General features: G+C 72.8%; 23 protein-coding genes. 14 read left to right on the forward strand and 9 right to left on the reverse strand.

Features of this window, described 5'->3' with window-relative positions; translation table 11 throughout:
* Positions 1-4 precede the first annotated feature (4 nt).
* The 3 genes from ACIPXC_RS13520 to ACIPXC_RS13530 all read right to left on the reverse strand — a co-directional run bounded on the left by ACIPXC_RS13520 (position 5) and on the right by ACIPXC_RS13530 (position 4,826).
* Positions 5-808: an enoyl-CoA hydratase/isomerase family protein gene (locus ACIPXC_RS13520; RefSeq protein ID WP_401616524.1), complete on the reverse strand. Its 804-nt coding sequence runs from the start codon at positions 806-808 to the stop codon at positions 5-7.
* Positions 809-997: 189 nt separating this feature from the next.
* The gene (locus tag ACIPXC_RS13525) at positions 998-3,232 is read right to left on the reverse strand and encodes an acetate--CoA ligase family protein (protein WP_401616526.1); all 2,235 of its coding nucleotides are present in this window, start codon (positions 3,230-3,232) and stop codon (positions 998-1,000) included.
* A 412-nt stretch (positions 3,233-3,644) separates the two neighbouring features.
* On the reverse strand, positions 3,645-4,826 hold the full coding sequence (locus tag ACIPXC_RS13530; RefSeq protein WP_401616528.1) for a flavin-containing monooxygenase: 1,182 nt from the start codon (positions 4,824-4,826) through the stop codon (positions 3,645-3,647).
* 213 nt (positions 4,827-5,039) lie between these two features.
* On the opposite strand from ACIPXC_RS13530, the gene ACIPXC_RS13535 reads away from it, so the two are divergent.
* Together ACIPXC_RS13535 and ACIPXC_RS13540 are read left to right on the forward strand one after the other, a co-directional pair.
* A complete protein-coding gene (locus ACIPXC_RS13535; protein WP_401616530.1) occupies positions 5,040-5,492 on the forward strand; it encodes a DoxX family protein in 453 nt (150 codons plus the stop codon).
* On the forward strand, positions 5,489-5,926 hold the full coding sequence (locus tag ACIPXC_RS13540) for a Zn-ribbon domain-containing OB-fold protein (RefSeq protein ID WP_401616532.1): 438 nt from the start codon (positions 5,489-5,491) through the stop codon (positions 5,924-5,926). Before ACIPXC_RS13535 ends, ACIPXC_RS13540 begins: the two co-directional genes overlap by 4 nt.
* 50 nt (positions 5,927-5,976) lie before the next feature.
* Here ACIPXC_RS13540 and ACIPXC_RS13545 read toward each other — a convergent pair whose 3' ends face one another.
* Positions 5,977-6,696, reverse strand: coding sequence for a pyridoxal 5'-phosphate synthase (locus ACIPXC_RS13545; RefSeq protein ID WP_401616534.1), 720 nt, complete (start codon positions 6,694-6,696; stop codon positions 5,977-5,979).
* Positions 6,697-7,032: 336 nt separating this feature from the next.
* Between ACIPXC_RS13545 and ACIPXC_RS13550 the strand changes: the two genes are divergently transcribed.
* From ACIPXC_RS13550 to ACIPXC_RS13580, 7 genes are all read left to right on the forward strand, one after another.
* Positions 7,033-8,268 (forward strand): helix-turn-helix domain-containing protein, encoded by a 1,236-nt coding sequence (locus ACIPXC_RS13550; RefSeq protein ID WP_401616779.1) that lies wholly within the window; start codon positions 7,033-7,035, stop codon positions 8,266-8,268.
* Positions 8,269-8,326: 58 nt separating this feature from the next.
* Positions 8,327-8,734 carry a hypothetical protein gene (locus ACIPXC_RS13555; RefSeq protein ID WP_401616536.1) on the forward strand — a complete coding sequence of 136 codons (408 nt, stop codon included), beginning with the start codon at positions 8,327-8,329 and terminating at the stop codon, positions 8,732-8,734.
* On the forward strand, positions 8,731-8,940 hold the full coding sequence (locus ACIPXC_RS13560) for a hypothetical protein (RefSeq protein WP_401616538.1): 210 nt from the start codon (positions 8,731-8,733) through the stop codon (positions 8,938-8,940). Before ACIPXC_RS13555 ends, ACIPXC_RS13560 begins: the two co-directional genes overlap by 4 nt.
* Before the next feature lie 146 nt (positions 8,941-9,086).
* Positions 9,087-10,133, forward strand: coding sequence for a radical SAM protein (locus tag ACIPXC_RS13565; protein WP_401616539.1), 1,047 nt, complete (start codon positions 9,087-9,089; stop codon positions 10,131-10,133).
* Positions 10,111-10,350, forward strand: coding sequence for a multiple cyclophane-containing RiPP AmcA (amcA, locus tag ACIPXC_RS13570; protein WP_401616541.1), 240 nt, complete (start codon positions 10,111-10,113; stop codon positions 10,348-10,350). Before ACIPXC_RS13565 ends, amcA begins: the two co-directional genes overlap by 23 nt.
* 60 nt (positions 10,351-10,410) lie before the next feature.
* Positions 10,411-11,085: a pentapeptide repeat-containing protein gene (locus ACIPXC_RS13575; protein ID WP_401616543.1), complete on the forward strand. Its 675-nt coding sequence runs from the start codon at positions 10,411-10,413 to the stop codon at positions 11,083-11,085.
* 14 nt (positions 11,086-11,099) lie between these two features.
* Positions 11,100-11,819 carry a hypothetical protein gene (locus ACIPXC_RS13580; RefSeq protein ID WP_401616545.1) on the forward strand — a complete coding sequence of 240 codons (720 nt, stop codon included), beginning with the start codon at positions 11,100-11,102 and terminating at the stop codon, positions 11,817-11,819.
* A gap of 130 nt (positions 11,820-11,949) precedes the next feature.
* On the opposite strand, the gene ACIPXC_RS13585 is transcribed toward ACIPXC_RS13580, so the two are convergent.
* Positions 11,950-13,137: a thiolase C-terminal domain-containing protein gene (locus tag ACIPXC_RS13585; protein WP_401616546.1), complete on the reverse strand. Its 1,188-nt coding sequence runs from the start codon at positions 13,135-13,137 to the stop codon at positions 11,950-11,952.
* A 374-nt stretch (positions 13,138-13,511) separates the two neighbouring features.
* On the opposite strand from ACIPXC_RS13585, the gene ACIPXC_RS13590 reads away from it, so the two are divergent.
* Both ACIPXC_RS13590 and ACIPXC_RS13595 read left to right on the forward strand, forming a co-directional pair.
* Positions 13,512-14,846, forward strand: a complete 1,335-nt coding sequence (locus ACIPXC_RS13590) for an acyl-CoA dehydrogenase family protein (protein WP_401616548.1) — start codon at positions 13,512-13,514, stop codon at positions 14,844-14,846.
* Entirely contained in the window at positions 14,846-15,328 is a 483-nt protein-coding gene (locus ACIPXC_RS13595) for a nitroreductase family deazaflavin-dependent oxidoreductase (RefSeq protein WP_401616550.1), read from the forward strand. Before ACIPXC_RS13590 ends, ACIPXC_RS13595 begins: the two co-directional genes overlap by 1 nt.
* 87 nt (positions 15,329-15,415) lie before the next feature.
* Here ACIPXC_RS13595 and ACIPXC_RS13600 read toward each other — a convergent pair whose 3' ends face one another.
* On the reverse strand, positions 15,416-16,063 hold the full coding sequence (locus ACIPXC_RS13600; protein WP_401616552.1) for a TetR family transcriptional regulator: 648 nt from the start codon (positions 16,061-16,063) through the stop codon (positions 15,416-15,418).
* Positions 16,064-16,371: 308 nt separating this feature from the next.
* On the opposite strand from ACIPXC_RS13600, the gene ACIPXC_RS13605 reads away from it, so the two are divergent.
* The 3 genes from ACIPXC_RS13605 (at position 16,372) to ACIPXC_RS13615 (ending at position 20,346) form a co-directional block, all read left to right on the forward strand.
* Positions 16,372-17,166 carry a VOC family protein gene (locus ACIPXC_RS13605; RefSeq protein ID WP_401616554.1) on the forward strand — a complete coding sequence of 265 codons (795 nt, stop codon included), beginning with the start codon at positions 16,372-16,374 and terminating at the stop codon, positions 17,164-17,166.
* Between the two features lie 192 nt (positions 17,167-17,358).
* Entirely contained in the window at positions 17,359-19,785 is a 2,427-nt protein-coding gene (locus ACIPXC_RS13610; RefSeq protein ID WP_401616555.1) for a PQQ-binding-like beta-propeller repeat protein, read from the forward strand.
* Between the two features lie 66 nt (positions 19,786-19,851).
* Positions 19,852-20,346: a peptidylprolyl isomerase gene (locus tag ACIPXC_RS13615; protein ID WP_386456844.1), complete on the forward strand. Its 495-nt coding sequence runs from the start codon at positions 19,852-19,854 to the stop codon at positions 20,344-20,346.
* 137 nt (positions 20,347-20,483) lie between these two features.
* Here the strand turns inward: ACIPXC_RS13615 and ACIPXC_RS13620 are convergent, their stop codons facing one another.
* The 3 genes from ACIPXC_RS13620 to ACIPXC_RS13630 are packed head-to-tail and all read right to left on the reverse strand — an operon-like array spanning position 20,484 to position 22,907.
* Entirely contained in the window at positions 20,484-21,260 is a 777-nt protein-coding gene (locus tag ACIPXC_RS13620; RefSeq protein ID WP_401616557.1) for an enoyl-CoA hydratase/isomerase family protein, read from the reverse strand.
* A complete protein-coding gene (locus ACIPXC_RS13625) occupies positions 21,257-21,748 on the reverse strand; it encodes a Zn-ribbon domain-containing OB-fold protein (protein ID WP_401616559.1) in 492 nt (163 codons plus the stop codon). The genes ACIPXC_RS13620 and ACIPXC_RS13625 overlap by 4 nt, the downstream gene beginning before the upstream one ends.
* 7 nt (positions 21,749-21,755) lie before the next feature.
* Entirely contained in the window at positions 21,756-22,907 is a 1,152-nt protein-coding gene (locus ACIPXC_RS13630; protein ID WP_401616561.1) for a lipid-transfer protein, read from the reverse strand.
* Positions 22,908-22,986: the final 79 nt, after the last annotated feature.

Genomic DNA, 22,986 nt, shown 5'->3' on the forward strand with positions numbered 1-22,986 from the left:
GTGGTCAGCGGCCGAGGTATCTGGGTGCGCGGCGCTCCACGAAACCCGCCACGCCCTCGTTCGCGTCGGCCGTGGTCATGTTGATCTCCTGAGCGGTGGCCTCGGCGGCCAGCGCGGCCGCCCGGTCCCCGTCCAGAGAGGCGTTGACCAGCTGCTTCGTCATGGCGAGGGCCCGGGTGGGGCCCTGGGCGAGCCGCTCGGCCCACTCCCGGGCGGCGGCCCGCAGCTCCTCGGCCGCCACCACCCGGTTGACCAGCCCGAGCCGTGCGGCCTCGGCCGCCGGGACGGCGTCGCCGAAGAACATCAGCTCCTTCGCCTTCTGCGGGCCGACCAGGCGGGGCAGCAGGTACGCGCCGCCCCCGTCCGGGACCAGGCCGCGGCGCACGAACACCTCGATGAAGCGGGCGCCCTCGGCGGCGATCACGAGGTCGCAGGCGAGGGCGAGGTGCGCACCGATACCGGCGGCCGTGCCGTTGACGGCGGCGATCACCGGCTTCTCGCAGTCGAGGACCGCCGTGATCAGGCGCTGTGCGCCGAGGCGGATCATGCGCGCCACGTCACCGGCGACCCGGTCCCCGCCGGTGGCGGGGCCACCGCGCAGATCGGCGCCCGCGCAGAAGCCCCTGCCGGTGGCGGTCAGGACGACCGCGCGCACGGCGGGGTCGGCGGAGGCGTCGTCGAGCAGGGCGATGACGCGTTCGCGCTGCGCCCGGGTGACGGCGTTCATCGCCTCGGGGCGGTTGAGGGTGATCCAGCAGACGCTGTTCTCGAGGTGGTGGAGGACGGTGTCCTCGGGGGCGGTGGCCATGCGTGGACTCCCGTTCGGGGCGGTCGGTGTGCGGTGGTGCGGCGCCCCCGAGGGAGCCCGGGTGCGGCGCCGTGCCGGGGGCGCTGCCCCCCCGGGCCCCCGCGTTTCGGACACCGGCGGGTCCGGTCCTTCCGGCGTGTCCGGCGTGTCCGGCCCGTCCGGCGTTCGACAGGCGGGGCGGGGGCAGCGTCAGCGGCAGATGGCCAGTGCGTCCAGCGCGACCGCGCCCTGACCCCGGGGGAGGACCATCAGGGGGTTGATGTCCAGTTCGGAGAGTTCGCCGCCGAACTCCAGGGCCATGCGCTGGATCCGCAGGACGACCTCCACCAGCGCGTCCACGTCGGCCGGGGGCGCGCCCCGGACGCCTTCCAGGAGGGCGTGGCCGCGCAGTTCCGTGAGCATCGCGCGGGCCTGGTCCTCGCCGAACGGCGGGACGCGGACCGCCGCGTCGTGGAGGACCTCGACGAGGACGCCGCCCAGCCCGACGGTGACGGTCGGCCCGAAGAGGTCGTCCTGGGTGACCCCGACGACCATCTCCACGCCCCGTTCCACCATCTGGCAGACCAGGATCCCGTCGAGCGGGACGTTCTCGTAGCGTGCGATGTCGGTCAGCTCCCGGTAGGCGTCGCGGATCTGGCTCGCGGAGGTCAGACCGATCTTCACCAGGCCGAGTTCGGTCTTGTGGCCGAGCTGGGGGCCGGAGGCCTTCATCACCACCGGGTAGCCGACCAGCCCGGCCGCGCGCACGGCCGCGGCGGCGCTCGTCACCAGCTGCTCGCGCGGCACCCGTATGCCGTAGGCGCGCAGGAGCTGCTTCGCGGCGTGCTCGCTGAGCTGCTGTCCCGGCCGCATGAGGGCCTGCGCCTTGCGGTACGAGGGCGACGGCGTGCGCGGCGCGTCGTCGAAGGGGGAGCGGTAGCCGGTGGTGAAGCGGTGGTGGCCGAGGTAGGCGCGGACGGCGGTGATGCAGTTGCCGAAGGTACGGAAGGTGGCCACGCGGGAGGAGCCGAGGAGGGTGGTGCGGTAGGCGTCCTCGGTGCCGACGGGGGAGCCCCAGATCACGCAGATCAGCTTGTCGGTCCGCTCGGCGGCGTCGGCCAGGTCCTGGGCGAGCCTGTCGCTCATCGGGGGGAAGGGGCCGGTGATGGGGCAGATGAGGACCCCCACCGAGGGGTCGGCGAGGATCGCGTCGATGATCTTCCGGCCGCGCCAGTCGCCGACGGGGTGGCCGCCGTTGTCGACGGGGTTGGCGACGTTCAGGTACGGCGGGATCCACTGGTGGAGTTCGTCCTGCTTGGCCTGCGAGAGGGTGGGCAGGGTCAGGCCGGCCTCGGTGGCCAGGTCGGAGAAGTGGGCGCCGGTGCCGCCGGAGATGGAGTACACGACGACGCCGTCGGCCTGGGGCCTGCGGGCCCGGGCGAGGAGGGCGGCCGTGTCCTGGAGTTCGTCCAGGCCGTCGACGCGGATCACGCCGAACTGGCGCATGGCGGCGTCCACGACGGTGTCGGCGCCGGTCAGCTTCCCGGTGTGGGAGGCGGCCATGCGGGCGCCGGTCTCGGTGCGGCCGACCTTGACGGCGACGACGGGGACGCCGTTGCGGGCGGCCCGGTCGGCGGCCAGCAGGAAGGACCGGCCGTCCTTGAGGCCCTCCACGTAGGCGGCGATCGCGCCGACCTCGGGCTGCTCGGCGAAGTAGGAGATGAAGTCGGCGGTCTCCAGATCGGCCTCGTTGCCCGTGGGCGCCCAGTGGGACAGCCGGATGCCCAGTTCCTGGAGGGTGTAGACGGGCCGGCCCTGGTGGCCGGACTGGGTGATCAGGGCGATCGCCGGGCCGTCGAGGTCGTGGCGGAACTCCTCGAAGGCGTTGAGGTTGGTGTTCGGGCCCAGCAGGCGTAGCCCGGAGCGCCGGACGGCGGCGGCGAGGCGTTCCTGGGCGGCGGCTCCCGCGTCGCCGGTCTCGGCGAAGCCGGAGGCGAAGGCGACCGCGAACTTCACCTTGGTGTCGGCGAGTTCCTCGATGACAGGCAGCGGATCGGAGACCAGCAGGACGGCGAGGTCCACCTGTTCGGGCAGGTCGGCGACGCAGGGGTGGCAGGCCCGCCCGAAGACGGTGGCGCGGGTGGGGTGCACGGGGTGGATCCGGGCGCCGACGCGCTCTGCCCAGGCGATGAGCTGGCGGGTGATGCCGGTGTTGGGTCTGCCCTCGGCGTCGGAGGCGCCGACGACCGCCACGGACTCGGGCCGGAAGAACCGGTCCAGGTCGGGTACGTCGGCGTGCAGCGGCCGTCCGCTGACGTCCACGGGGATCGCGTCGTCGGCGGAGGGGGCCGCCGAGGAATGGACGGCCGTCCTGGGGGTCTCCCCGCAGGCCTCGACTCGTGCGCGGAAGTCGGTGGTGAGGGTGCCGTGAGTAGATCCAAGCATCGTTCCGCCCGCTCCTGCTCGATGAACCTCGATGGAACTCGATAACTGACGTGCAGTCAGATTACTGAACTGACGAGCCGTCAGGAACAGGGCTGCGCAAAAAGCTGGTGGAGGTGGTGTGGTGAACGGTGACAGACTCCCGAGGAGCGGGTCCAGAGTGCACTTCAGGCCGAGATCGCCCGCCTCTCCTCCCGGGCGGTCGCCGCGGTCCACCGCGAGGAGTGCCGGCGCCTGTGCGAGGAGCGCCCGTGCGAGGAGCGGCAGGGCGAGGAGCTGTGGCGCCGGCCCGTGCCCGGTCCGTTCGCCCGCCGGCAGCCGCACCGCGGGAGCCCGGTGGGCCCGGTGGCACCGGCGGCTGTACGACCGGGGCCATCTCCTGTGACGGGCGGAGCGGCGGGCCGGCGCGCCCGGGTCAGGGGCGGACCGTCCGCCGGGCCACCGCCTTGGCGATCTTCTCCGCGTCCAGGGCCATCTCGCGGAACATGCCGCTGATGGGGTTGGTGAAGCCGGTGAAGTACAGGTCGCGGGCCCCCGCCGGGGTGTGGGCGCCGTGCGTACGGGGGCGGCCGCGCTCGTCCAGCACCCCGAGGTGCCCGACCAGTTCCTCCAGTCGGCGGTGGTAGCCGGTGGCTGCTATCACCGTGTCCGGGGTGATGCGCGAGCCGTCCGCGAGCACCACCTCCGCCCCGTCGAAGGAGGTCACGGCGGCCACCGGCTCCACCTTCCCGGCGCGCACCGCGTCGATCAGACCCACGTCCTGGACCGGGATCGCCCCCTCCTTGACCCGGCTGTAGAGGCCGGTGGTGGGGCGCGGGAGCCCGTACGCCGACAGGTCCGGGACCGAGGCCCGGGCCACGAGCGCGCCCAGCCGGTCCACCAGCCGCACCGGCAGCCGCCGGACGAGGATCCCGCTGCGCTGGGCGGGCCAGCCGGCTGTGGAGCGGCGCATCAGGTGCGGGGCGGTGCGCACGGCGAGGCGCACCCGGGCCGCGCCGCCCTCGGCGAGGTCGGCGGCCACCTCGGCGCCGGTGTTGCCGACGCCGACGACGAGGACGTCCTGGCCGGTGTACGGCAGGGGGTTGCGGTAGTCGGCGGCGTGCAGCAGCCGGCCGCCGTACGACTCCAGGCCCGGCCAGTCGGGCAGTCTGGGCGTGTGGTTGAAGCCGGTGGCGACGACGACGGCCGCAGCGGACAGTACCCGCCCGCCGCTGGCGTGCAGGGTCCAGCCGCCCTCGTCCTCGGGGCCGGGCTCGATCCGGGTCACCTCGACGCCGGTGACGAGTTCCAGCTCGTGGAACTCGACGTACTTCTCCAGGTAGCGCACGACGTCGTCGCGGGAGACCCAGCGCCCGAACCGGCGGGGCATCGCCAGGCCCGGGAGGGCGGACAACCGGCGCGTGGTGTGCAGGTGCAGCCGGTCGTAGTGGCGCCGCCAGGACGCGCCGACGGCGTCGGACTTCTCGACGACCACGGCGCGGACCCCGCGGGCGCGCAGCGCGGCGGCCGCGGCGAGGCCGCCGGGGCCGGCCCCGATCACGTACACGGGGCGGGGCTGGGTGGTCATGTCGACTGGGGGTGCGGGGACTGCGGGCATGAGGTGTGATCGTATCGCCACGCTGGGTTGATGGGTCTCGGACAAGGAGGGAATCGATTGCGGATCGGTCACGGCGGCGGACCCGTGGGCGGCCGGAGCCCTGCGGGATCGCCCCGCGGCCTTGCGGGATCGGTCCGCGGCCTTGCGGGATCGCTCCGCATCCGCTGAACTGACGTACCGTCAGATCAGTGGTGAGGGGAGTGGGGGCTGCCGATGCAGACCGTCTGGCTCAGTGGGGCCGAATGGCTCGCCGTGCTCCGGATAGGCCTCGGCCTGTGGTGGCTGGAGAGCTGGCGGCACAAGGACAAGAAGGGCTGGTTCGAACGCGGCACCGGCATCGCCTGGGCCGCCGACGTCGCGAACAAGCACCGCTGGGCCTTCGTCGGGAGCGGCTTCCGGCAGGTCGTCGCACCGCGGCCGAGGGCGATGGCGTACCTCGTGGTCTACGCGGAACTCGCCCTCGGGCTGGGCCTGGTGTCCGGCTTCCTGACCCCGGTGGCCCTGGTCGGCGGGCTCCTCCTGAACCTCCTCTACCTGGTGCTGATGATCCACGACTGGGCCGAGCAGGGGCAGAACGCGATGATGGCGCTCATCTCCCTCGTCGCGCTCCTCGCCATGTCCTGGCAGACCTGGTCCCTCGACGCGGCGATCGGACTGTTCCTTTGAGCGGCACCGTGCGCCACGACCTGCCCGAGGCCGACGACTTCACCCGCCCCTACTGGGACGCCGCGGCGCAGGGCCGGCTCCTGCTGCGACGGTGCGGCGCCTGCGGGCGGGCGCACCACTATCCGCGCGAGTTCTGCCCCCACTGCTGGGCCGGTGAGGACCGGGTGGTCTGGGAGGAGGCGAGCGGCCGGGCCACCCTCTACACGTGGTCGGTGATCCACCGCAACGACCTCCCGCCGTTCGGTACGCGTGTCCCCTACACGGCGGCCGTCGTCGACCTGGCCGAAGGCCCGCGGATGATGACCGAGGTGGTGGACTGCGCGGCGGCCGACCTGCGCGTCGGCATGCCGCTGACGGTCACCTTCCGCGAGGCCGCGGACGGGGTGTGGGTGGCGGTCTTCCGTCCCGGGCCCCGCGCTCGGCAACGGTCCTGACCGACACCGGCGGCTCGCCGATGTCGGTCGGGACCGCCGACCGGGCCGGGTCAGGGCCAGAGCAGCTCACGGACCCAGGAGCCGCCCGCGGTGCGCCGGTAGCGCAGGCGGACGTGCCTGCGGGCGGCGTCCCCCTGGAAGAACTCCACCTCGGCGGGGGCCAGTACGTACCGCGTCCAGGTCGGAGCCGGTGCGTCCGGCTCCGATCCGGCCCGCTCCCAGGCGGCCGCCGAGGCCCGCGCCAGTTCCTCCACCGAACCCAGCACCTCGCTCTGCCGCCCCGTGAGCGCGGCCGCGAGCGCACCGCGCGAACGGACCGCCAGGTCCGCCCGGCTCTCCTGCGGCCCACAGGCGGTGACCGTGCCCCGGACCCGGACCTGCCGGCCCACCGACGGCCAGTAGAACCCGAGCGCCGCCTCCGGCCGCGCGGCCAGCTGCACGCCCTTGGCGCTCGTGGCGTGCGAGGCGAAGTGCCAGCCCCGCCCGTCGACCTCGTGCAGCATCAGCGTCCGCACGTCGGGCCGCCCCTCGCCGTCCACCGTGGCCAGGCTCATCGTGTGCGGCTCCGGCTGCCCCGCCCGCGCGGCGTGCACGAACCACTCCCGGAACAGCGCCACCGGCTCACCGGGGGCCGCCCCCGTGTCGAACCGGGGGAGCGGGGCGTCCCACACCCGCAGGGCGTGCAGGACGCCGTGGAACTCCTCGTCGCCGATGACGCCGCTCTCGCTGCCTTCAGTGCCTTCACGGCTATCCCGGCCTTCGCTGCTCATGGCGTCCAGGCTAAGCGGGACCGAGCGGCCCGACAGCAGCGGGGAGGCGCAGGTCACATCCGCCATGACCGCCACGCGCGACTCGACTACTTCGCCGATCCGACCGCCGGCCAGGCCTTCAGGTACCTCATGCCGGCCGGGAAGCTGATCAAGGAATCGCCGTGGCGGGCCGTGCTGCGGGAGGTCTTCGCCTTCGGATTCGACGAGGTGGCCGCGGCAGTGAGGCGCTCGGAAGCGGCCTGCCGTATTTTGAGATCCTGTGGCCGAGGCCCGCCGCCAGCCGCTCCATGGGGGGTACCGTCCCGTCAGAAGCGGTCGCAGATCGGGGTGGCGGATGTGAGCGGGTACATCGAGGAGCAGGAGCGGATCGGCCAGCGAGTCCGGCGTCAACGGCTCTCAGTGGGGATGACTCAGGCCGACCTCGCCGCCGCGCTCGGTCGGACGCAGGGCTGGGTGTCCAAGCTGGAGAAGGGCCGGATCGAGCTGGACCGGGCCGGTCTGATCAACGCCGTTGCCGCCGCCCTGCACTGCCATCCGAACGCGCTGATCGAGCGTCCGTACACCGGTGGTGGCGCCGAGACGAAGTGGCAGGTGTCCGCGGCTTCGATCCTGCGGGAGCTGCGCCGCTATGACCTGGCTCCGGTCTTCGACGGAATCCCGCGCCCGTCCGAGGTGCTCTGGCGCGACATGAGGCGCCTGCTGCGCCTGCGCGATGCGGCAGCGAACGGCGCCGTGCTGAGCGAGCTGCCGGACATGCTGCGCGAGGCCCGCGCCCTTGCCGAGGTGTCCACCGGCCATGAACGGGAAGAGGCGTACGCGATCTACGCGGTCGCCTGCAAGTTCGCCCACACCGCCGCCCACGCTCTCGGACATCCCGAGCTGGTCGCCATGGCGTGCGAGCGGGCCACATGGTCGGCGCAGCTTTCCGGCGACCTTGTGATGCCCGCGATGGCACTGTGGATGCGAATGTGGGACACCTGGGCCTCCGCCGACTGGGATGACGCGCTCGCCCTCGGAGACAAGGCCCTCGCCGGAATCGAAGCCGAGTACGAGGCCGGTGACCCACTCGCCCTGCGCATGTGGGGCGCCCTTCACCTGCGAGCCGCGATCTCGTGCGCGCGGGGCGGCAACGGCGCCGGGTCGGACGAGCGTCTCGCCCTGGCCCGTACGGCTGGCGAGCGGGTCAACGCCTATGTGGGGCCCGAGATCCACGACCGGCACTCGGTCACCTTCAGCCTTGGCAACGTGATCATCCACAGCGTCAGCGCGGCCCTTGAAATGAGCGACCAGACGAAGGCCCTGCGGCTCAACCGTGAGGCGGACCCCGCGCACATTGCGGTTCTGCCGAACTCCCGTCTCGGGCACCACCACATGGACCTTGCCCGCGCGTGGCTGTGGGACGGCAACCGCGATCAGGCCCTGTCCGAGCTGGAGACCGCTGAGCGCATTGCCCCTCAACTCGTCCGCAACCACCCCGTCGCCCGCGCCACCCTGCGAAAGATCGTCTACGCCGAGCGGGTCGCCACCCGCCAGCGCCTGCGGGGCATGACCGGACGTTTTTCGCTGGACTGATCAGCGGGTATTCCGCGCATTCATATTGGCCTGTAGTGGGGGGCATACGTTCCGCTACATGACCTCGACACGTCGCACTGACCATGACCGCGTACGACACCAGCCGGATGACCCCGATCGCCGGTGGCCCCTGCGCGGCGATCTCGCATACGACATCGCCAACTTCCGTACGGGAGTGGTCATGGGCACCCCCGAGGACACCGGGATCACGTTCTACCGCCTGACCCCGGAAGGCGGGGGCCACGACGGCTGGAATGCCACCCTCGACACCCTCGTACCCCCCGAGGATGTCCCCGCTGCGCTCCCCCGGCGAGCCCCCGGCGCCGCGGTGCAGCCGCAGCCGGAGTGTGCCCCGTGGGACGACCCTTTCGGCGACAGTCCCGACCCCAGCCCCTTCCTGCGCACCCACGCCGATCGCGGCATGGACCGATTCATGCAGTCGGCGGGCGCGGACGGTTCGGCATGAGCAGGCGCCCCTCCTGGCTCCACGAAGGGGCCCGCATCTTCGATTCCGCCAACGACCGCGAGGCGGTCGTTCAGTTCATCGGCGAGTGGGAGGACCCGGCCACGCGTCGGGTCATCCCCGAGGCAGTGTTCCTGCGCCCCGAGGGCGGCGGCCGGGAATGGGTGGTCGCCGACCACCAGGCCCTGCGGCCGGCCGCCCCTCACTGACCACCGAAACCTCCTGCCCCGCACCCCTACGGTCCGGGGTGGGCGCACCGATCGAACCGATCGAGAGGAGCACGATGCACAGCGCCATACGGCTCGCGACCAGGCCCAGCTCGGTCATCATGCAGCCGACCACGCAGTGCTTACCAATGGATTGCAGGTACTGCTACCTGCCGTTCCGCAAGACGAAGCACCTGATGCCGGTGGATGTCGCCGAGTCGGTGGCCCAGTCCGTCAACGCGTGGGCTGCGGACAACCCCAAGTTCGAGGTCGTCTGGCACGGCGGGGAGCCGCTCGCCACCGGCCGCGAGCGCCTCGGCGCGCTCATGGCCCCGTTCAAGGGCGTGAAGCACAGCGTGCAGACGAACGCTGCGCTCGTGGACGAGGCGTGGTGCGAGTTCCTGCTGGAGCACGACTTCGCCGTGGGCGTCAGCATTGACGGCCCCGAGGACATGAACACTCACCGCGTCACTCTCGCCGGCCACCCCGGATTCCGAATCACCATGCGGGGAATCGAACGGCTGCAACGGCATGGCATCCCGTTCTCCACCATCGCGGTCGTCTCCGACCCCGACCCGGCCGACGCCTCCCGCTTCTACGAGTTCTTTGCCGCTCTGGGCGTGACCACCCTCGGCGTGAACGTCGAAGAGGAGGAGGGCGTAAACCTCGGTGCCCGGTCTGCCGACCACGGGCGGGCGGTGGAGTTCTGGGCCGCCCTTGCGGATGCCTGGCGATCCAACCCCGTCGTACGCCTGCGGGAAGTCCAGCGGGTCCTCAACTTCGCCGGTGCCGTCCTCGGCGGCCATGCCACCGACCCCTCCCCGACTTCGGCTCCCTGGGACCCGCTGCCGACCGTCGCCCACGACGGCGGGGTGGTCATGCTCTCGCCCGAGCTTGCCGGATTCACCGACGCCCGGTTCGGCGACTTCACCACCGGCAACGTGCTGAAGGACGGTCTGGACGTCCTCGTCGCCGAGGCTGAGCTGCGCACACCCTGGATCTCCGAGTTCTGGAGCGGCGTGGACGACTGTCGCGCCACCTGTCCGGCCTTCGCCTTCTGCGGAGGAGCGCACCCCGCGAACCGGTACTTCGAGCACGCCGGCCGGTTCGACGGGACCAGGACCCGGTACTGCACCACCGCCAAGATCGCCCTACTCGAAGGAGTGACACGACATGTCCGCGAACACGCACGCTGACGCCTCCACGCTCGTGATGGACTCGGCCGAGGGATTCCGGTCCCTGCTGGCGGCCGCCGGTTCCACCGCTGTCGCCCGCTGGGACAACGACTGGAGCAACCACGAGTTCGACAACCAGCTCACCGCCGGGATCACCTTCGACAACCGGCCCACGTGGGACAACCCGCAGCCCACGTTCGACAACCGGCCCACCTGGGACAACTGGAAGAACAAGTAGCCCACGGGGGCGGTCCTGCCACAGTGCGAGGCCGCCCCGGCACCTCCGAGAAGGAGCATCATGGCCACCCGTACGTTCGGCGACGTCACCGTCACCACGCCCGACCTGGAGGAGCCCGGCCTCTACCTCTCCAGCGTCGACACGCTCGACAGCTCCCGCGGAATCGTCCAGGACTTCGCGTATGGGGAAGCCGACCTGCGCTCGCTCGACCTCGCGGACGCCCAGCTCATCACCGGCCGCATCAACGGAGTCCGCTCGAAGCGAGTCGAGTTCGAAACCCTGAATCTGCATGGGGTTGAAATCAGCGGCAGCGACCTCGGCTCGGCCCGTTGGAGCGAAAGCAAGCTGACCCGCGTCACCATCCGCGACACGAAGCTGATGGGCTCCGCCATGGACGGCCTAGTGCTCGACGACGTCCTCTTCGAGAACTGCAAGCTCGACTTCGCCACCTTCGAGAAGGTCCGCGCGACGGGCCCCGTCGTCTTCTCCGGCTGCGTCCTCACCGAGGCCACGTTCACCGACTGCGACCTGACCGACGTCGTGTTCTCGGGGTGCACGCTGCGGCTCACCGAATTCGGCGCCGGCCGATACCGGGACGCTGACCTTCGCGGCAACGACCTCTCGGCGATCCGCGGCGTCGCGAATCTCTCGAAGATCCGCATCACACACGCCCAGCAGGCCGACCTCGCCGAGGCCCTGGTGGCCGACCTCGACCTCGACGTCAGCGACGACTGACAGGAGGCTCCCTCATGCCCTTGCACATCGCGTACGGCGACCCCGCCGCGCTCCGTGCCCGCTGCGAGACGGCCACCGTACGGACCACCCTCAAGAACGAGACCGTCTACGAGTCCGGGGCGGTCGTCCCGGCCGGGCAGTGGCGCCCCATGACCGCCGCAGACGTCAGGTCCCTCACAGCGCCTCGCAGGCCCCTGGACAGCACTCTGGTGGAGATCGTCCGGCCCCCCTTCCAGGCAGGTCTCCCGCTCGAAGACCTGCCCCGGGCCCTGGGCGATCCGGACGCGGTGTACCTGGGGCAGGCCCTGGCGAAGCCGGACATGGTCACCACCACGGACAACTACGAGGACGGGCGGCTGATCGGCCTGCACCTCGACAACTGGGACAAGCTCCGCTGCTCCGACCGTCACACAGGCCGCCGCAGGATCGCCCTCAACCTGGGGCCCGGAACCCGCTACATCGTCCTCGGCGCCTTGGACGTCCAGACCGTATGCCGCGCGGTCCACGGCACCGGCCATGAGCACCGCTACCCCCACACCAACGATTTCCGGGCCTACGTCGCAGCCGGCCACCCCATCCGCGTCGTCCGCATCCGCCTCGCACCTGGCGAGGGCTACATAGCCCCTACCGAGTACCTGCTCCACGACGGCTCGACGCAAGACCAGGACCTCCCGTCGGCCGCTGCGTTCTGGCTCGGCCGGTTCCCCCGCGGCCTGCTGACCTCGCTGGTCTGACCGTGCACCGCCGAGCCCCCTGCACTCCGTCTCCACCGGATCGAGGAGGCGCTCAGCGCCTCACCCTCGCGATCCTTACCCCGGTGCCCCACCCGCGCCCGAACCCCCGCCCCGGCGAAACACCGCTCCCCTATCCCCGCCCCAGCAGGACCGTGCCCGAGGAGCAGAACCAGCCGCCCGTGCCCGAGGCCAGGGCCACCTGCGGGAGGTGGCCGCCGGGTTTGGTGACCTGGCCCGCTCCCGCCTCGCCGCGTAGCTGGCGGACCGCCTCCACCAGCAGGAACAGGCCCCGCATGCCCGGGTGGCAGGCCGAGAGGCCGCCTCCGTCCGTGTTGACCGGCAGTTCCCCGTCGCGCAGCAGGCGGCCCTTCTCCACGAAGGCCCCGCCCTCGCCCTTCCCGCAGAAGCCGAGGTCCTCCAGGGTCACCAGCGTCATGTAGGTGAAGGCGTCGTAGATCTCGGCGAGGTCCACGTCCGCGGGGGTCAGACCGGCCCGTTCGAAGGCGATGCGGCCCGAGACGGCGGCGGGGGAGACGGTGAAGTCCTCCCACTCGGACATGGTGGTGTGGGAAACGGAGGTGCCCGATCCCAGGATCCACACCGGCGCCTTCGCGGTGTCCGGTACGTGGTCCTCGGCCGCCAGGAGCACCGCGCAGCCGCCGTCCGAGCGGATGCAGCAGTGCAGTTTCGTGAAGGGGTCGGCGATCATCTCGCCGGACAGCACGTCCTCGACGGTGATCGGGTCGCGGAACATCGCGTCGGGGTTGGTCGCCGCGTTCGCCCGGGCCTGTACGGCGACCGCGGCGAGCTGCTCCAGGGTCGTGCCGTACTGGTGCATGTGGCGGCGGGCCGCCATGGCGTACTTGGAGATCAGCGTGTGGCCGTACGGGACCTCGAACTGCAGCGGTCCCCTCGCCCCGAAGGAGAGGTTCGACGTGCGCCGCCGGGCCTTGATGTCGGCGCGGGCGGTCGATCCGTAGACCAGCAGGACGGCGTTGGCGTGTCCCGCGGCGATCGCGTCCGCCGCGTGCGCGGCCATGACCTCCCAGGTTGAACCGCCCACGGAGGTGGAGTCGACCCAGGTGGGGCGCAGGCCGAGGTACTCGGCCACCTCGACCGGTGCGAGCGTGCCGAGGCCGGCCGAGGCGAAGCCGTCGATGAAGGAGCGGTCCAGGCCGGAGTCGGTCAGGGCCCGCCGGGCGGCCTGTGCGTGCAGGGCGTAGGGGGTGGGGCCGTCCACCCGGCCGCAGTCCGAGAGGGCGACGCCGACCACCGCGACCCGTCGGCGGGGGGTGGATGCAGGTGTGAGTCCAGGCATGCGAGGACGGTACATCTGACGTATCGTCAGATGCTAGGCCCCCCGGCTCCGCCCCGGCCCCCGGCCCCCGGCTCCGCCCCGGCCCGGCCCCGACCCCGGCTCCCGGCCCCGACCCCGGCTCCCGGCCCAGACCCCGGCTCCCGGCCCCGGCTCCGCCCCGGCTCCGCCCCGGCCCGGCCCCGGCCCGGCTCCCGGCCCCGACTCCGGCTCCCGACCCCGACCCCGGCTCCCGACCCCGACCCCGGCTCCCGGCTCCGCCCCGGCCCCGGCTCCTCCCCGGGGGCACGCCCGCAATCCGGCTCCCTCACCCCCTGTGCTTCTGTCGCCCGGCGCCCTAACATGACGGCCCGTCAGAAACGGGGAGGAGCCCGACGATGGATGCCGCCTTCACCGCGGAGCAGGACGCGATACGGCGAACCCTGCGCGAGATCCTGGGCAAACGCTGCGGTCCCGACGAGGTCAAGGCCGCGGTCCGTACCGCTGCCGGACACGACCGCGAGCTGTGGCAGCAGCTCTCCCGGCAGCTCGGGCTGCCGGGCATCGCCGTGGCCGAGGAGTACGGCGGGGTCGGCTGCACCCCTGCCGACCTGGCCCTGGCCTGCGAGGAGACCGGGCGCGCGCTGCTGCCCTCGCCACTGCTGGCGACCGCCGTGCTGTGCGCGCCCCTGGTCGCGGCCCTCGGCAGCGGCGCCCAGCGCTCCGCACTGCTCCCGCCGCTGGCGTCGGGCGGGCTGACCGCCGCCCTCGCCGTCCCCGGTCCGCTGCTGGCCACCGCCCTCGCGCTGACCGGCGAGGACGCCGTGGGCCAGTGGTCCGGTGGCGGCCGGGCCGGCGGGATCCAGGCCCGGCCCGGCGAGGCCGGCGACGGCTGGCGCCTGTACGGGGAGGCCGCCCAGGTGCTCGACGGGCACAGCGCCCCGCTGCTGCTGGTTCCCGCGCACGCCGGCGGCTTCGCGCGCAGCCGTACGCTGCTGTTCCTCGTACGGGAGGACGCGCCGGGTCTCGTGCGGTCGCGGCAGGCCGTGCTCGACGAGACCCGCCCGCAGGCGCGGATCCAACTGCGCGACGTGCCGGCCGAGTTGCTCGGCGATCCCGGCGGGGAGGGGCGGGCGGCCGACGTGCCGGCGGCCCTCGCCGCCACCGGGCGCACCGCCTCCGCGGCCCTCGCCGCCGAGGCGGTCGGGGCAGCGGACCAGGCGCTCGCGCGCACCGTGGAGTACGTCCGCCAGCGGGAGCAGTTCGGCCGGGCGATCGGCTCCTTCCAGGCGGTCAAGCACCGGCTCGCCGACCTGTACGTGCAGGTGCAGGCGGCCCGCTCGGCGGCCTACTACGCCGCCTGGGACCCGGACCAGGGAGGCCTCGCGCTCGCCCAGGCCCTGGAGGCGCTGCGGATGACGGCGGGGGAGGCGATCCAGCTGCACGGCGGCATCGGCTTCACCTGGGAGCACGACGCGCACCTCTACTTCAAGCGGGCGGCCTCGGACGAGCTGCTGTTCGGCCCGGTGCACCGGCTGCGGGCGCACGCCGCGGACCGTGCGGGCCTGTTCGCGCCGGCGCCGGCCTCCGCCCCGACGGCCGCATCCGCGTCCGCGTCCGTATCCGCGTCCGCATCCGTGCCCGTGTCCGGGGTCGCGTCCGGGGTCGCGTCCCCACCCACCGCCGCGGCTCCTGACGCTCCCCCGCCCGCACACGAGAAGGTGGCCGTCTGATGGCTCGCGTGGCCCCCGGCGTCAAGCTGATGCAGAAGGTCTCCTCGACCACCCTGTTCGCCAAGATCGCACCGCACTTCATCCCCGCCATGGACAAGGCGGTGCACCGGCTCACCCGCGGCAAGGTGCTGCTGAGCGCCCGGATGCTGCCGGGTGTGGTCCTCACGGCGAAGGGCGCCCGGACGGGCGAACCGCGCACCACACCGCTCGCGTGCATGCCGGAGGACGGCGGGAGGAGCTGGATCCTGATCGGGTCCAACTTCGGCCGCCCCGGGCACCCGGCATGGACCGGGAACCTGCTCAAGCACCCGGACGCGAACGTGAGTTGGCAAGGCGAGGAGATAGCCGTACGGGCCCGGCTGCTGGCGGGTGAGGAGCGCGCGGAGGTGTGGCGGGCGGTGCTGGGTTTCTGGCCGCCGTACGCGACGTACCAGGCGCGCATCGAGCGTGAGATCCGGCTGTTCCGCCTGGAGCGTCGCTGATCCCGGGCGGGTCGTGGCGCCGGCGCGGAGCCGGCCGGGGGTGGCCGGGGGCGGCCGAGGGGGGGCGGACCCGGAGCGGGTCCGCCGTTACCTGGTCGGCTTCTTGCCCGTGATGCCGAGGTGGACGAGCAGCGCCAGGTTCGGCTTGAGCTCCGCCTGCTTGACGCCCCAGGTCTGGAAGCCCTTCTGGTGCGAGGCGACCGCGGCCAGCATCGCGACCAGCGAACCGGCCATCGCGGCGGGGCTGACGTCCTTGTCGACCTTGCCCTTGGCCTGCAGCTCCTTCACCGATTCCGTGAGGGAGTTGGTGACCGAGTTCAGGATCTTCATGCGGATCTTGTAGAACCGCTTGTCGCCCTCGGCCGCGCCGAGGTCGACCACGCGCAGGATGGCGTCGTTGCGACGCCAGAACTCCAGGAATCCGTCGACGAGTTCCTCGGCGGCGGACCATCCGGACTTGCCGACCCAGGTCCGGCCCTCGACGAGCGACGTCAACTGCGCGCCCTCGGTGGCCATCTGCTCGGCGATCTCCAGGACGGCGCCCTCGACGTCCGGGAAGTACTGGTAGAAGGTCGCGGGGGAGGTGCCGGCCTTGCGGGCGACGTCGATCACCTTGACGTCGCGGTACGGCGAGGAGCTGAGCATCTCGCCGAGGCAGTCGAGCAGCTTCTGCCGCGTCGCCTGGCCGCGCCGGCCGGCGACACGCCCGTCGACGGTGCGTACTTGTCCTGTCATGCCGTCAGCTTACCGAGGGGTGGTCGGCGCGCTATTCGGCCGCCTGCAAATGGGGTTACGGGCCCCCTGGCCTGGGCGGGAGGCAGTCCCGGGCGATCACGGAGGGGGATTTCCGGCCGGATGCGCCCCGTAGCCGACCGGTAGCCGCCCGGTAGCCGCCCGGTGGTCACGGTCCGGGCGTGTCGCCCGGTTCCGCGAGGTTTCCCCCGAATAGTCTTATCAACAGGCTGTGGACAAGTTTTCGGGCGGATCATGGCTGAGAGAGGTGGGAGGTCACACACCCCCGCAGAACGGAAGGAACCGGGCCCATGGCCGCATTCGTGGAAGGCGCACCCTGCTGGGTGGACGCCTCGCTTCCGGACGTCGAGGCGGGCAAGCGGTTCTACGGCGAGCTCTTCGGCTGGACCTTCGCGGACAGCGCGGGCGCCGAGTACGGCCACTACACGCAGGCCTACAGCCGGGGCCGCAACGTCGCCGCCCTCGCCCCCAAGCCCGACGGCCGGATGCCCACGGTCTGGGGCGTCTACCTCTACACCACCGACGCCCACGCCTGCGCCCAGCGCATCCGGGCCGCGGGCGGCCAGATGGTGATGGACCCGATGCCGGTCGGCCCGTACGGCACCGCCGCCATGGCCGCCGACCCCGGCGGAGCCGTCTTCGGGCTGTGGCAGCCGGGCACCCACCACGGCTTCGAGGCCCAGCAGGAGCCGTACACGTACTGCTGGAGCGAGGTCTACACCCGGGCCCGCGACGCCGTGGACGTCTTCTACGCCAAGGTCTTCGGCTACGTCCCGCAGGACCAGGACGACGCCGGCGTCGAATACCGCATCTGGTCGCCGCCCGGCAAGGCCCCCGGCACGGACACCGCCGTCCTGGGCCGCAGCCTGATCACGGACGCCTTCCCGGAGATCATGCCGGCGCACTTCCTCGTCTACTTCGCCGTCCCGGACTGCGACCGGGCCGTCGCCACGGCGCAGCGCCTCGGCGGCCGGGTCACCGCGGACCCCTTCGACACCCCCTACGGGCGGATCGCGGTCGTCGCGGACAATCAGGGGGCGGTCTTCGGACTGCTCTCGCAACCGCGTACCGAGGCGGCCGGGTAGGCGCCGGGGACCGGCCGCCGGGCAGATCACACCGTGCTGCTCGCCGCGCCGGGGCCGGACCCGGCCAGGGCCTGACAGAATCGGGGTTGCGCGACCCGGGCTGCGCCCCGGGATGAGACGCGGCACGGGGCCGGCCCCGTGCCGGTGGGAGCGGGCCCGGTGAGTGGCCCGTACGGGGAGGTGTGGAGGCGAGTGGTGGAGCAGCTGACGCAGCACGACCCGAGACGGATCGGCCCCTTCGAGGTGCTGGGACGGCTCGGCGCCGGCGGCATGGGGCTGGTCTATCTCGCGCGGTCCGCGTCCGGACGGCGGGTCGCGATCAAGACGGTGCGCACCGAGCTCGCCGAGGACCAGCTCTTCCGCGTCCGCTTCACCCGCGAGGTGGAGGCGGCGCGTGCGGTGTCCGGCTTCTACACGGCGGCCGTGGTCGACGCCGACCCGCGGGCCGCCGTGCCGTGGCTGGCCACCGCGTACGTGCCGGCGCCCTCCCTGGAGGAGATCGTCAACGAGTGCGGGCCGATGCCCGCCCAGGCCGTACGGTGGCTCGCCGCCGGTATCGCCGAGGCCCTGCAGTCCATCCACGGAGCCGGTCTCGTCCACCGCGACCTCAAGCCGTCGAACGTGCTCGTGGTCGAGGACGGCCCGCGGGTGATCGACTTCGGTATCGCCAGCGGTGTCTCGAACACCCGCCTGACCATGACGAACGTCGCCGTCGGCACCCCCGCCTACATGTCGCCCGAGCAGGCGAAGGACTCCCGCAGCGTCAAGGGCGCCAGCGACGTCTTCTCGCTCGGCTCCACGCTGGTCTTCGCGGCGACCGGGCACCCGCCGTACCACGGGGCGAACCCGGTGGAGACGGTCTTCATGCTGCTGCGCGAGGGGCCGAACCTGGAAGGGCTCCCCGAGGAGCTGCGGCCCCTGATCGAGTCCTGCATGCAGATGGACGCCTCGCTGCGCCCCACCCCGGCCGACCTGCAGGCGCAGCTGGCCCCGCACCTGTTCGACGGCGGAGACGAGAGCGGTACCGCCTCGGCGTGGCTGCCGGGCCGGGCCGTCGCGATGATCGAGGCCCGGCGCGCGGGGAACCGTACGCCCGCCGCGGCCGTACCCGTGCCCGGCCGTGACGGACGCGGCGGCGGTGACGGACGCGGCGGCGGCGCGGCCCGCGGGCCGCTGTCGGAGCAGGCGACGCACCGCCGGCCCCGCGGCGCCGAGGGCTGGGTGGACCCGCGGACCGGCCAGGCCGTGCCGCAGCGCCCGCACCACCCGCCGCGGTCCCCGGTGCCGTCGGGCGAGCCCGTGCGCCTGGGCGGCTCGCCGGTGCCGATCGGGCCTGGCCCGTTCGCCACTGTCGCGGCGTCGGCCGCGCACGGCGCCCGGGCGGACTCGGCGACCGGCTGGGTCCGCCCGCCCGACGGCTCCGCGCCCGCCCAAGCCACCGGACCGGTCACCCCCTCCGTTCCGGGTCCCGGCGCGGCCCCGGACAGCGGCCGCTGGCGGCCGTGGCGGTTCCGCATGTCGAACGAGGTCTGGGGCACCCCGACCGTCGCGGGCAACCTGCTGTACGTGACCTCCTTCGAGGTCCACGCACTGGACGTGGCCAGCGGTCGCCGCCAGTTCAAGACCCGTGACGTCGCCTGGTCCATGGCGGTGGCCGACGGCCGGATCCACGCCTCGGACGGACCGTCCCTGTACGCGCTCGACGGCTCGGACGGCTCCGAGCGGTGGCGGCTGTCCACCGACGCCTGGGTGTACGCGCTGCGCGCCGAGCGGGGCACTGTGGTCACCGCCACGCGCGGCGGCGGCGTACAGGCCTGGGAGGCGTCCAGCGGCCAGAAGCTGTGGGAGCTGACGGGCGCGCAGAGCGACTTCGAGACCCCGGAGGCGGCCCCCGTCCTGCACGAGGGCACGGTGTACGTGTGGCAGGAGGCGCGGCTGCGCGCCCTGGACGCCCGCAGCGGCCGGGAGTCCTGGTCTTACCCGATCGGTGACGTCGGCTCCTGCGGAAACGTGCCGGTGCGGGTCACGCCCGCCGCGGACGGCAACGTGTACGTCGCGGCCGGCACCCGGGTGATCTCCGTGGACCGGGCGTCGGGCCGGGTCCGCTGGCACTTCGAGGCCCCCGCGGTCTTCCTGGCCCCGCCGGCCTTCGCGCCGGGTCCGGCGGTCACGGGCGGCGGGGTCTACCTCGCCGACTACCTGGGCACCGTCTACGCCCTCGACGCGGCCACGGGCCAGGACCGCTGGCGGATCGCGACGGAGTCACGGCAGTCCTCCGACCCGGTGCTGGTGGTGGGCGGCAACGTCCACCTGGGGGCGGGCAGCGCGCTCTACACGCTCGACGCGGTCACCGGCACCCCGAAGTGGCGGTTCGCGGCGGGCGGCGAGATCACGGGCCTGCCGGCGGTCGCGGACGGCCGGGTGCACTTCGGTTCGGCCGACCACTGCCTGTACACGCTCGACGCGGCGGGCGGTCAGCTCCGCTGGAAGCTGGCCACGGGCGGCGAGATCGCGGGCGCCCCGGTCGCGGAGGCGGGGGTGGTGTACGCGTGCAGCAAGGACCGCTGCGTGTACGCCCTGGACGCGGCGAAGGGCACGGGCACCCGTACGAGCGGGTGACCCGACCGGGGCCGGGTCCGGCCCCGCCGGGTCGCGCACCGCACCGGGAGTGACAGGATGGACCCCATGAGCAACGTTTTCTTCGACATCAACATCAACGGCGCCCCCGCCGGCCGCATCGTCTTCAAGCTGTACGACGACGTCGTCCCGAAGACCGCGCGCAACTTCCGCGAGCTGGCCACCGGCCAGAACGGTTACGGTTACGCCGGCTCGGGCTTCCACCGCGTCATCCCGCAGTTCATGCTCCAGGGTGGTGACTTCACCAACCACAACGGCACCGGCGGCAAGTCCATCTACGGCGAGAAGTTCGAGGACGAGAACTTCGAGCTGAAGCACGACCGCCCGTACCTGCTGTCGATGGCGAACGCCGGCCGCAACACCAACGGCTCGCAGTTCTTCATCACCACGGTCGTCACCTCGTGGCTCGACGGCAAGCACGTCGTCTTCGGCGAGGTCGTCGAGGGCCAGGCCCTCGTCGACCAGATCGAGGCCCTGGGCTCCCAGTCCGGCGCCCCGAAGGGCAAGATCGAGATCGCGGCCTCCGGCGTCGTCGAGGCCTGATCCCCACCCGCCTGCCCGGCCGGTCGGCCCCGCCCCCTCCCCGGGGGCCGGGGCCGCCGCCGTTTCCGGGCCCGCCCGGTGGCGTGACCCGCCGCTTGTCCGAGGGGGTCCCGAGGGGGTCCCGCTGACGGGCTGCTTCAGCGCATGCGGAACGCCGTTCCCGCGCGGCGGTTCCTGAAGAGGTCCGCCTGGCGGTCCGGGGGCAGGTTGCCCAGGGCGATCAGGGCCGGGGCCTGCGCCAGGGCCTGCTGGAGCGCGGCCTGCTTCGCCGACCACAGGGCCCGTACGGTGCCCTGCACGGCCTCCGTCGGGAAGCCCGCCAGGGTCTGTGCCGCGCGCAGGGCCGCCGGGAGCAGTCCGTCCGGTGCGGTCAGCTCGGAGACCAGGCCGATCTCGTGGGCCCGCCGCGCGGAGAGCCGTTCCGCGGTGCCCATCAGGGACATCCGGGCGGCCTCGCCGAAGGGCATGCGCTGGGCCATGTAGACGGCCTCGTAGGCACTGACCATCCCGTACGTGGTGTGCGGGTCGAAGAAGGTCGCCGACTCGGAGGCGATGAGGAAGTCCGCCTCGCCCAGCAGGTAGAAGGCCCCGCCGCAGGCCATGCCGTTGACGGCGGCGATCACCGGCTTCCACAGGTCGCGGGACTTGGGGCCGATCGCGATCAGCGGGTCGTCGGCGGAGTAGGGCGACGCGGGCTGCGGCACCTCGACGCCGCGGTCGATGCCGGTGCAGAAGGCGGCCGGACCGGCGCCGGTCAGGACGACCGCCCGGACCTCCTCGGCGAACCGGAGCTCGTGCCAGGCCGCGCCCAGTTCGGCGGCGGTGGCCAGATCGACGGCGTTGTGCCGGTGCTGCCGGTCCAGGGTGACCACCGCGACCCCGGTGGCCCTGTCCCGCTCCACCCGGACGGTCACGGCTTCTCCAGGAGCCAGCGCGGCACGGTCATTCCGCCCGCCTCGGTGAAGGTCACGTGGACGCGTGCGCCGATGCGCAGCCGGGCCGGGTCCATGGAGTCGAGCGGGGCGTCGGCGGAGGTCACCAGGTTCCCGGCGAGCCGGATGTGCGGGGCGTCGGCGAGCTCGACGAGGATCACGTTGTACGGGGCCTGCGCGGCGTAGGCGGGCAGCAGCGGCGGGTGCGGCCGGACGTAGGACCAGATGCGGCCCCGGCCGCTCATGCGGCGCCACTCGCTGTCGAAGGACCGGCAGTGGGGGCAGCAGGGGCGGGGTGGGAAGCGCAGTCTGCCGCAGGCGGCGCAGGCCTGGACGCGCAGTTCGCCCCGGGCGGCGTACTCCCAGAAGGGGGCGCCGTCCTCGTCGGGGACGGGCAGGAGCAGGGCGTCCGCGGATGCGGTGGACGCGGCGGGCGCGGCGGACGGGGCGGCTTCGGGCGCGGTGGTCATCGGTCGGTCAGCTCCTCAGCAGGATCGCGGACGTCGGGACGCCTTCGCCTGCCGTTACCAGGCAGGTCGCGGCGTCCGGCACCTGGGCGGTGGAGACGCCGCGCAGTTGCTTGACGCCCTCGTTGATCAGGTTGAAGCCGTGCACGTACGCCTCGGACAGGCCGCCGCCGCCGGTGTTGAGGGGGAGCCGGCCGCCCAGCTCCAGGGCGCCGCCCTCGGTGAAGGCGGCGCCCTCGCCGCGTCCGCAGAAGCCGTAGCCCTCCAGGGAGAGCGGGATGAGCGGGGTGAAGGCGTCGTAGATCTGGGCGACGTCCACGTCCTGGGGGCCGAAGTCGGCCTGCTTCCACAGGTGCCGGGCGGCGGTCCAGGCGGGCCCGGACAGGGGGTCGTCGTTCCAGTAGTTGACCATGCCGTGGTGCTGGGAGGGCAGGCCCTGGGCGGCGGAGTGGACGTAGACGGGCCTGTGGCGGCAGTCGCGGGCCCGTTCGGCGGAGACGATCACGCAGGCCAGGGCGCCGTCGGTCTCCAGGCAGTTGTCGAAGAGGCAGAGCGGGTCGCTGATCATGCGGGAGGTCATGTACATCTCGCGGGTCAGCGGGCGTTCGTACATCATCGCGGCGGGGTTCTCGTTGGCCCGGTTGCGGCAGGCCATCGCCACGTTGAAGAGGTGGTCGCGGGTGGCTCCGTACTCGTGCATGTAGCGGCGGGCCAGCATGCCGATCTCGTCGGCAGGGCGCAGCAGGCCGAAGGGGCGGGTCCACTGGCCGGGGGTGGGCAGTTGGACGGCGGTGTTCTTCCAGGGGCGCGGGCCGGACCCGCGTTTGCGGGAGCGCCAGGCGACGCCGACGGTGGCCTGGCCGGTGGCCACGGCGGCGGCGAGGTGGCCGACGGTGGCGCAGGACCCGCCGCCTCCGTAGCCGATCTTGGAGAAGAAGGTGACGTCGCCCGCGCCGATGGCCTTGGCGACCTCGACCTCGTCGGTCTCCTCCATGGTGTAGGAGGAGAAGGCGTCGACCTCGGACGGTTCGACGCCGGCGTCGGCGAGGGCGGCCAGGATCGCCCGGCAGGCCAGTTCCTTCTCGGACTGCGGCAGGTGTTTGGCAAAGGCGGTCTGGCCGATGCCGACTATCGCCGTAGCGTCCTTGAGCGTTGCCGCCATCGCCACCTCCGGGGAGTGCGCCAGTACTGACAGCCGCGAAGGCTACAGCTAATCTGACGGATAGTCAGCTACTGGGTTC

Origin of the sequence: Streptomyces sp. NPDC090021, from assembly GCF_044748225.1 — a bacterium.
Taxonomy (GTDB): domain Bacteria; phylum Actinomycetota; class Actinomycetes; order Streptomycetales; family Streptomycetaceae; genus Streptomyces.

Coding starts and splice junctions, on each gene's coding strand:
- ACIPXC_RS13520 (WP_401616524.1), bottom strand. CDS start 808: ATGGCCACCGCCCCCGAGGACACCGTCCTCCACCACCTCGAGAACAGC.
- ACIPXC_RS13595 (WP_401616550.1), top strand. CDS start 14,846: ATGGCTCGCGTGGCCCCCGGCGTCAAGCTGATGCAGAAGGTCTCCTCG.
- ACIPXC_RS13580 (WP_401616545.1), top strand. CDS start 11,100: ATGCCCTTGCACATCGCGTACGGCGACCCCGCCGCGCTCCGTGCCCGC.
- ACIPXC_RS13590 (WP_401616548.1), top strand. CDS start 13,512: ATGGATGCCGCCTTCACCGCGGAGCAGGACGCGATACGGCGAACCCTG.
- ACIPXC_RS13605 (WP_401616554.1), top strand. CDS start 16,372: ATGGCCGCATTCGTGGAAGGCGCACCCTGCTGGGTGGACGCCTCGCTT.
- ACIPXC_RS13530 (WP_401616528.1), bottom strand. CDS start 4,826: ATGCCCGCAGTCCCCGCACCCCCAGTCGACATGACCACCCAGCCCCGC.
- ACIPXC_RS13575 (WP_401616543.1), top strand. CDS start 10,411: ATGGCCACCCGTACGTTCGGCGACGTCACCGTCACCACGCCCGACCTG.
- ACIPXC_RS13600 (WP_401616552.1), bottom strand. CDS start 16,063: ATGACAGGACAAGTACGCACCGTCGACGGGCGTGTCGCCGGCCGGCGC.
- ACIPXC_RS13525 (WP_401616526.1), bottom strand. CDS start 3,232: ATGCTTGGATCTACTCACGGCACCCTCACCACCGACTTCCGCGCACGA.
- ACIPXC_RS13625 (WP_401616559.1), bottom strand. CDS start 21,748: ATGACCACCGCGCCCGAAGCCGCCCCGTCCGCCGCGCCCGCCGCGTCC.
- ACIPXC_RS13565 (WP_401616539.1), top strand. CDS start 9,087: ATGGATTGCAGGTACTGCTACCTGCCGTTCCGCAAGACGAAGCACCTG.
- ACIPXC_RS13535 (WP_401616530.1), top strand. CDS start 5,040: ATGCAGACCGTCTGGCTCAGTGGGGCCGAATGGCTCGCCGTGCTCCGG.
- ACIPXC_RS13545 (WP_401616534.1), bottom strand. CDS start 6,696: ATGAGCAGCGAAGGCCGGGATAGCCGTGAAGGCACTGAAGGCAGCGAG.
- amcA (WP_401616541.1), top strand. CDS start 10,111: ATGTCCGCGAACACGCACGCTGACGCCTCCACGCTCGTGATGGACTCG.
- ACIPXC_RS13585 (WP_401616546.1), bottom strand. CDS start 13,137: ATGCCTGGACTCACACCTGCATCCACCCCCCGCCGACGGGTCGCGGTG.
- ACIPXC_RS13615 (WP_386456844.1), top strand. CDS start 19,852: ATGAGCAACGTTTTCTTCGACATCAACATCAACGGCGCCCCCGCCGGC.
- ACIPXC_RS13560 (WP_401616538.1), top strand. CDS start 8,731: ATGAGCAGGCGCCCCTCCTGGCTCCACGAAGGGGCCCGCATCTTCGAT.
- ACIPXC_RS13555 (WP_401616536.1), top strand. CDS start 8,327: ATGACCTCGACACGTCGCACTGACCATGACCGCGTACGACACCAGCCG.
- ACIPXC_RS13630 (WP_401616561.1), bottom strand. CDS start 22,907: ATGGCGGCAACGCTCAAGGACGCTACGGCGATAGTCGGCATCGGCCAG.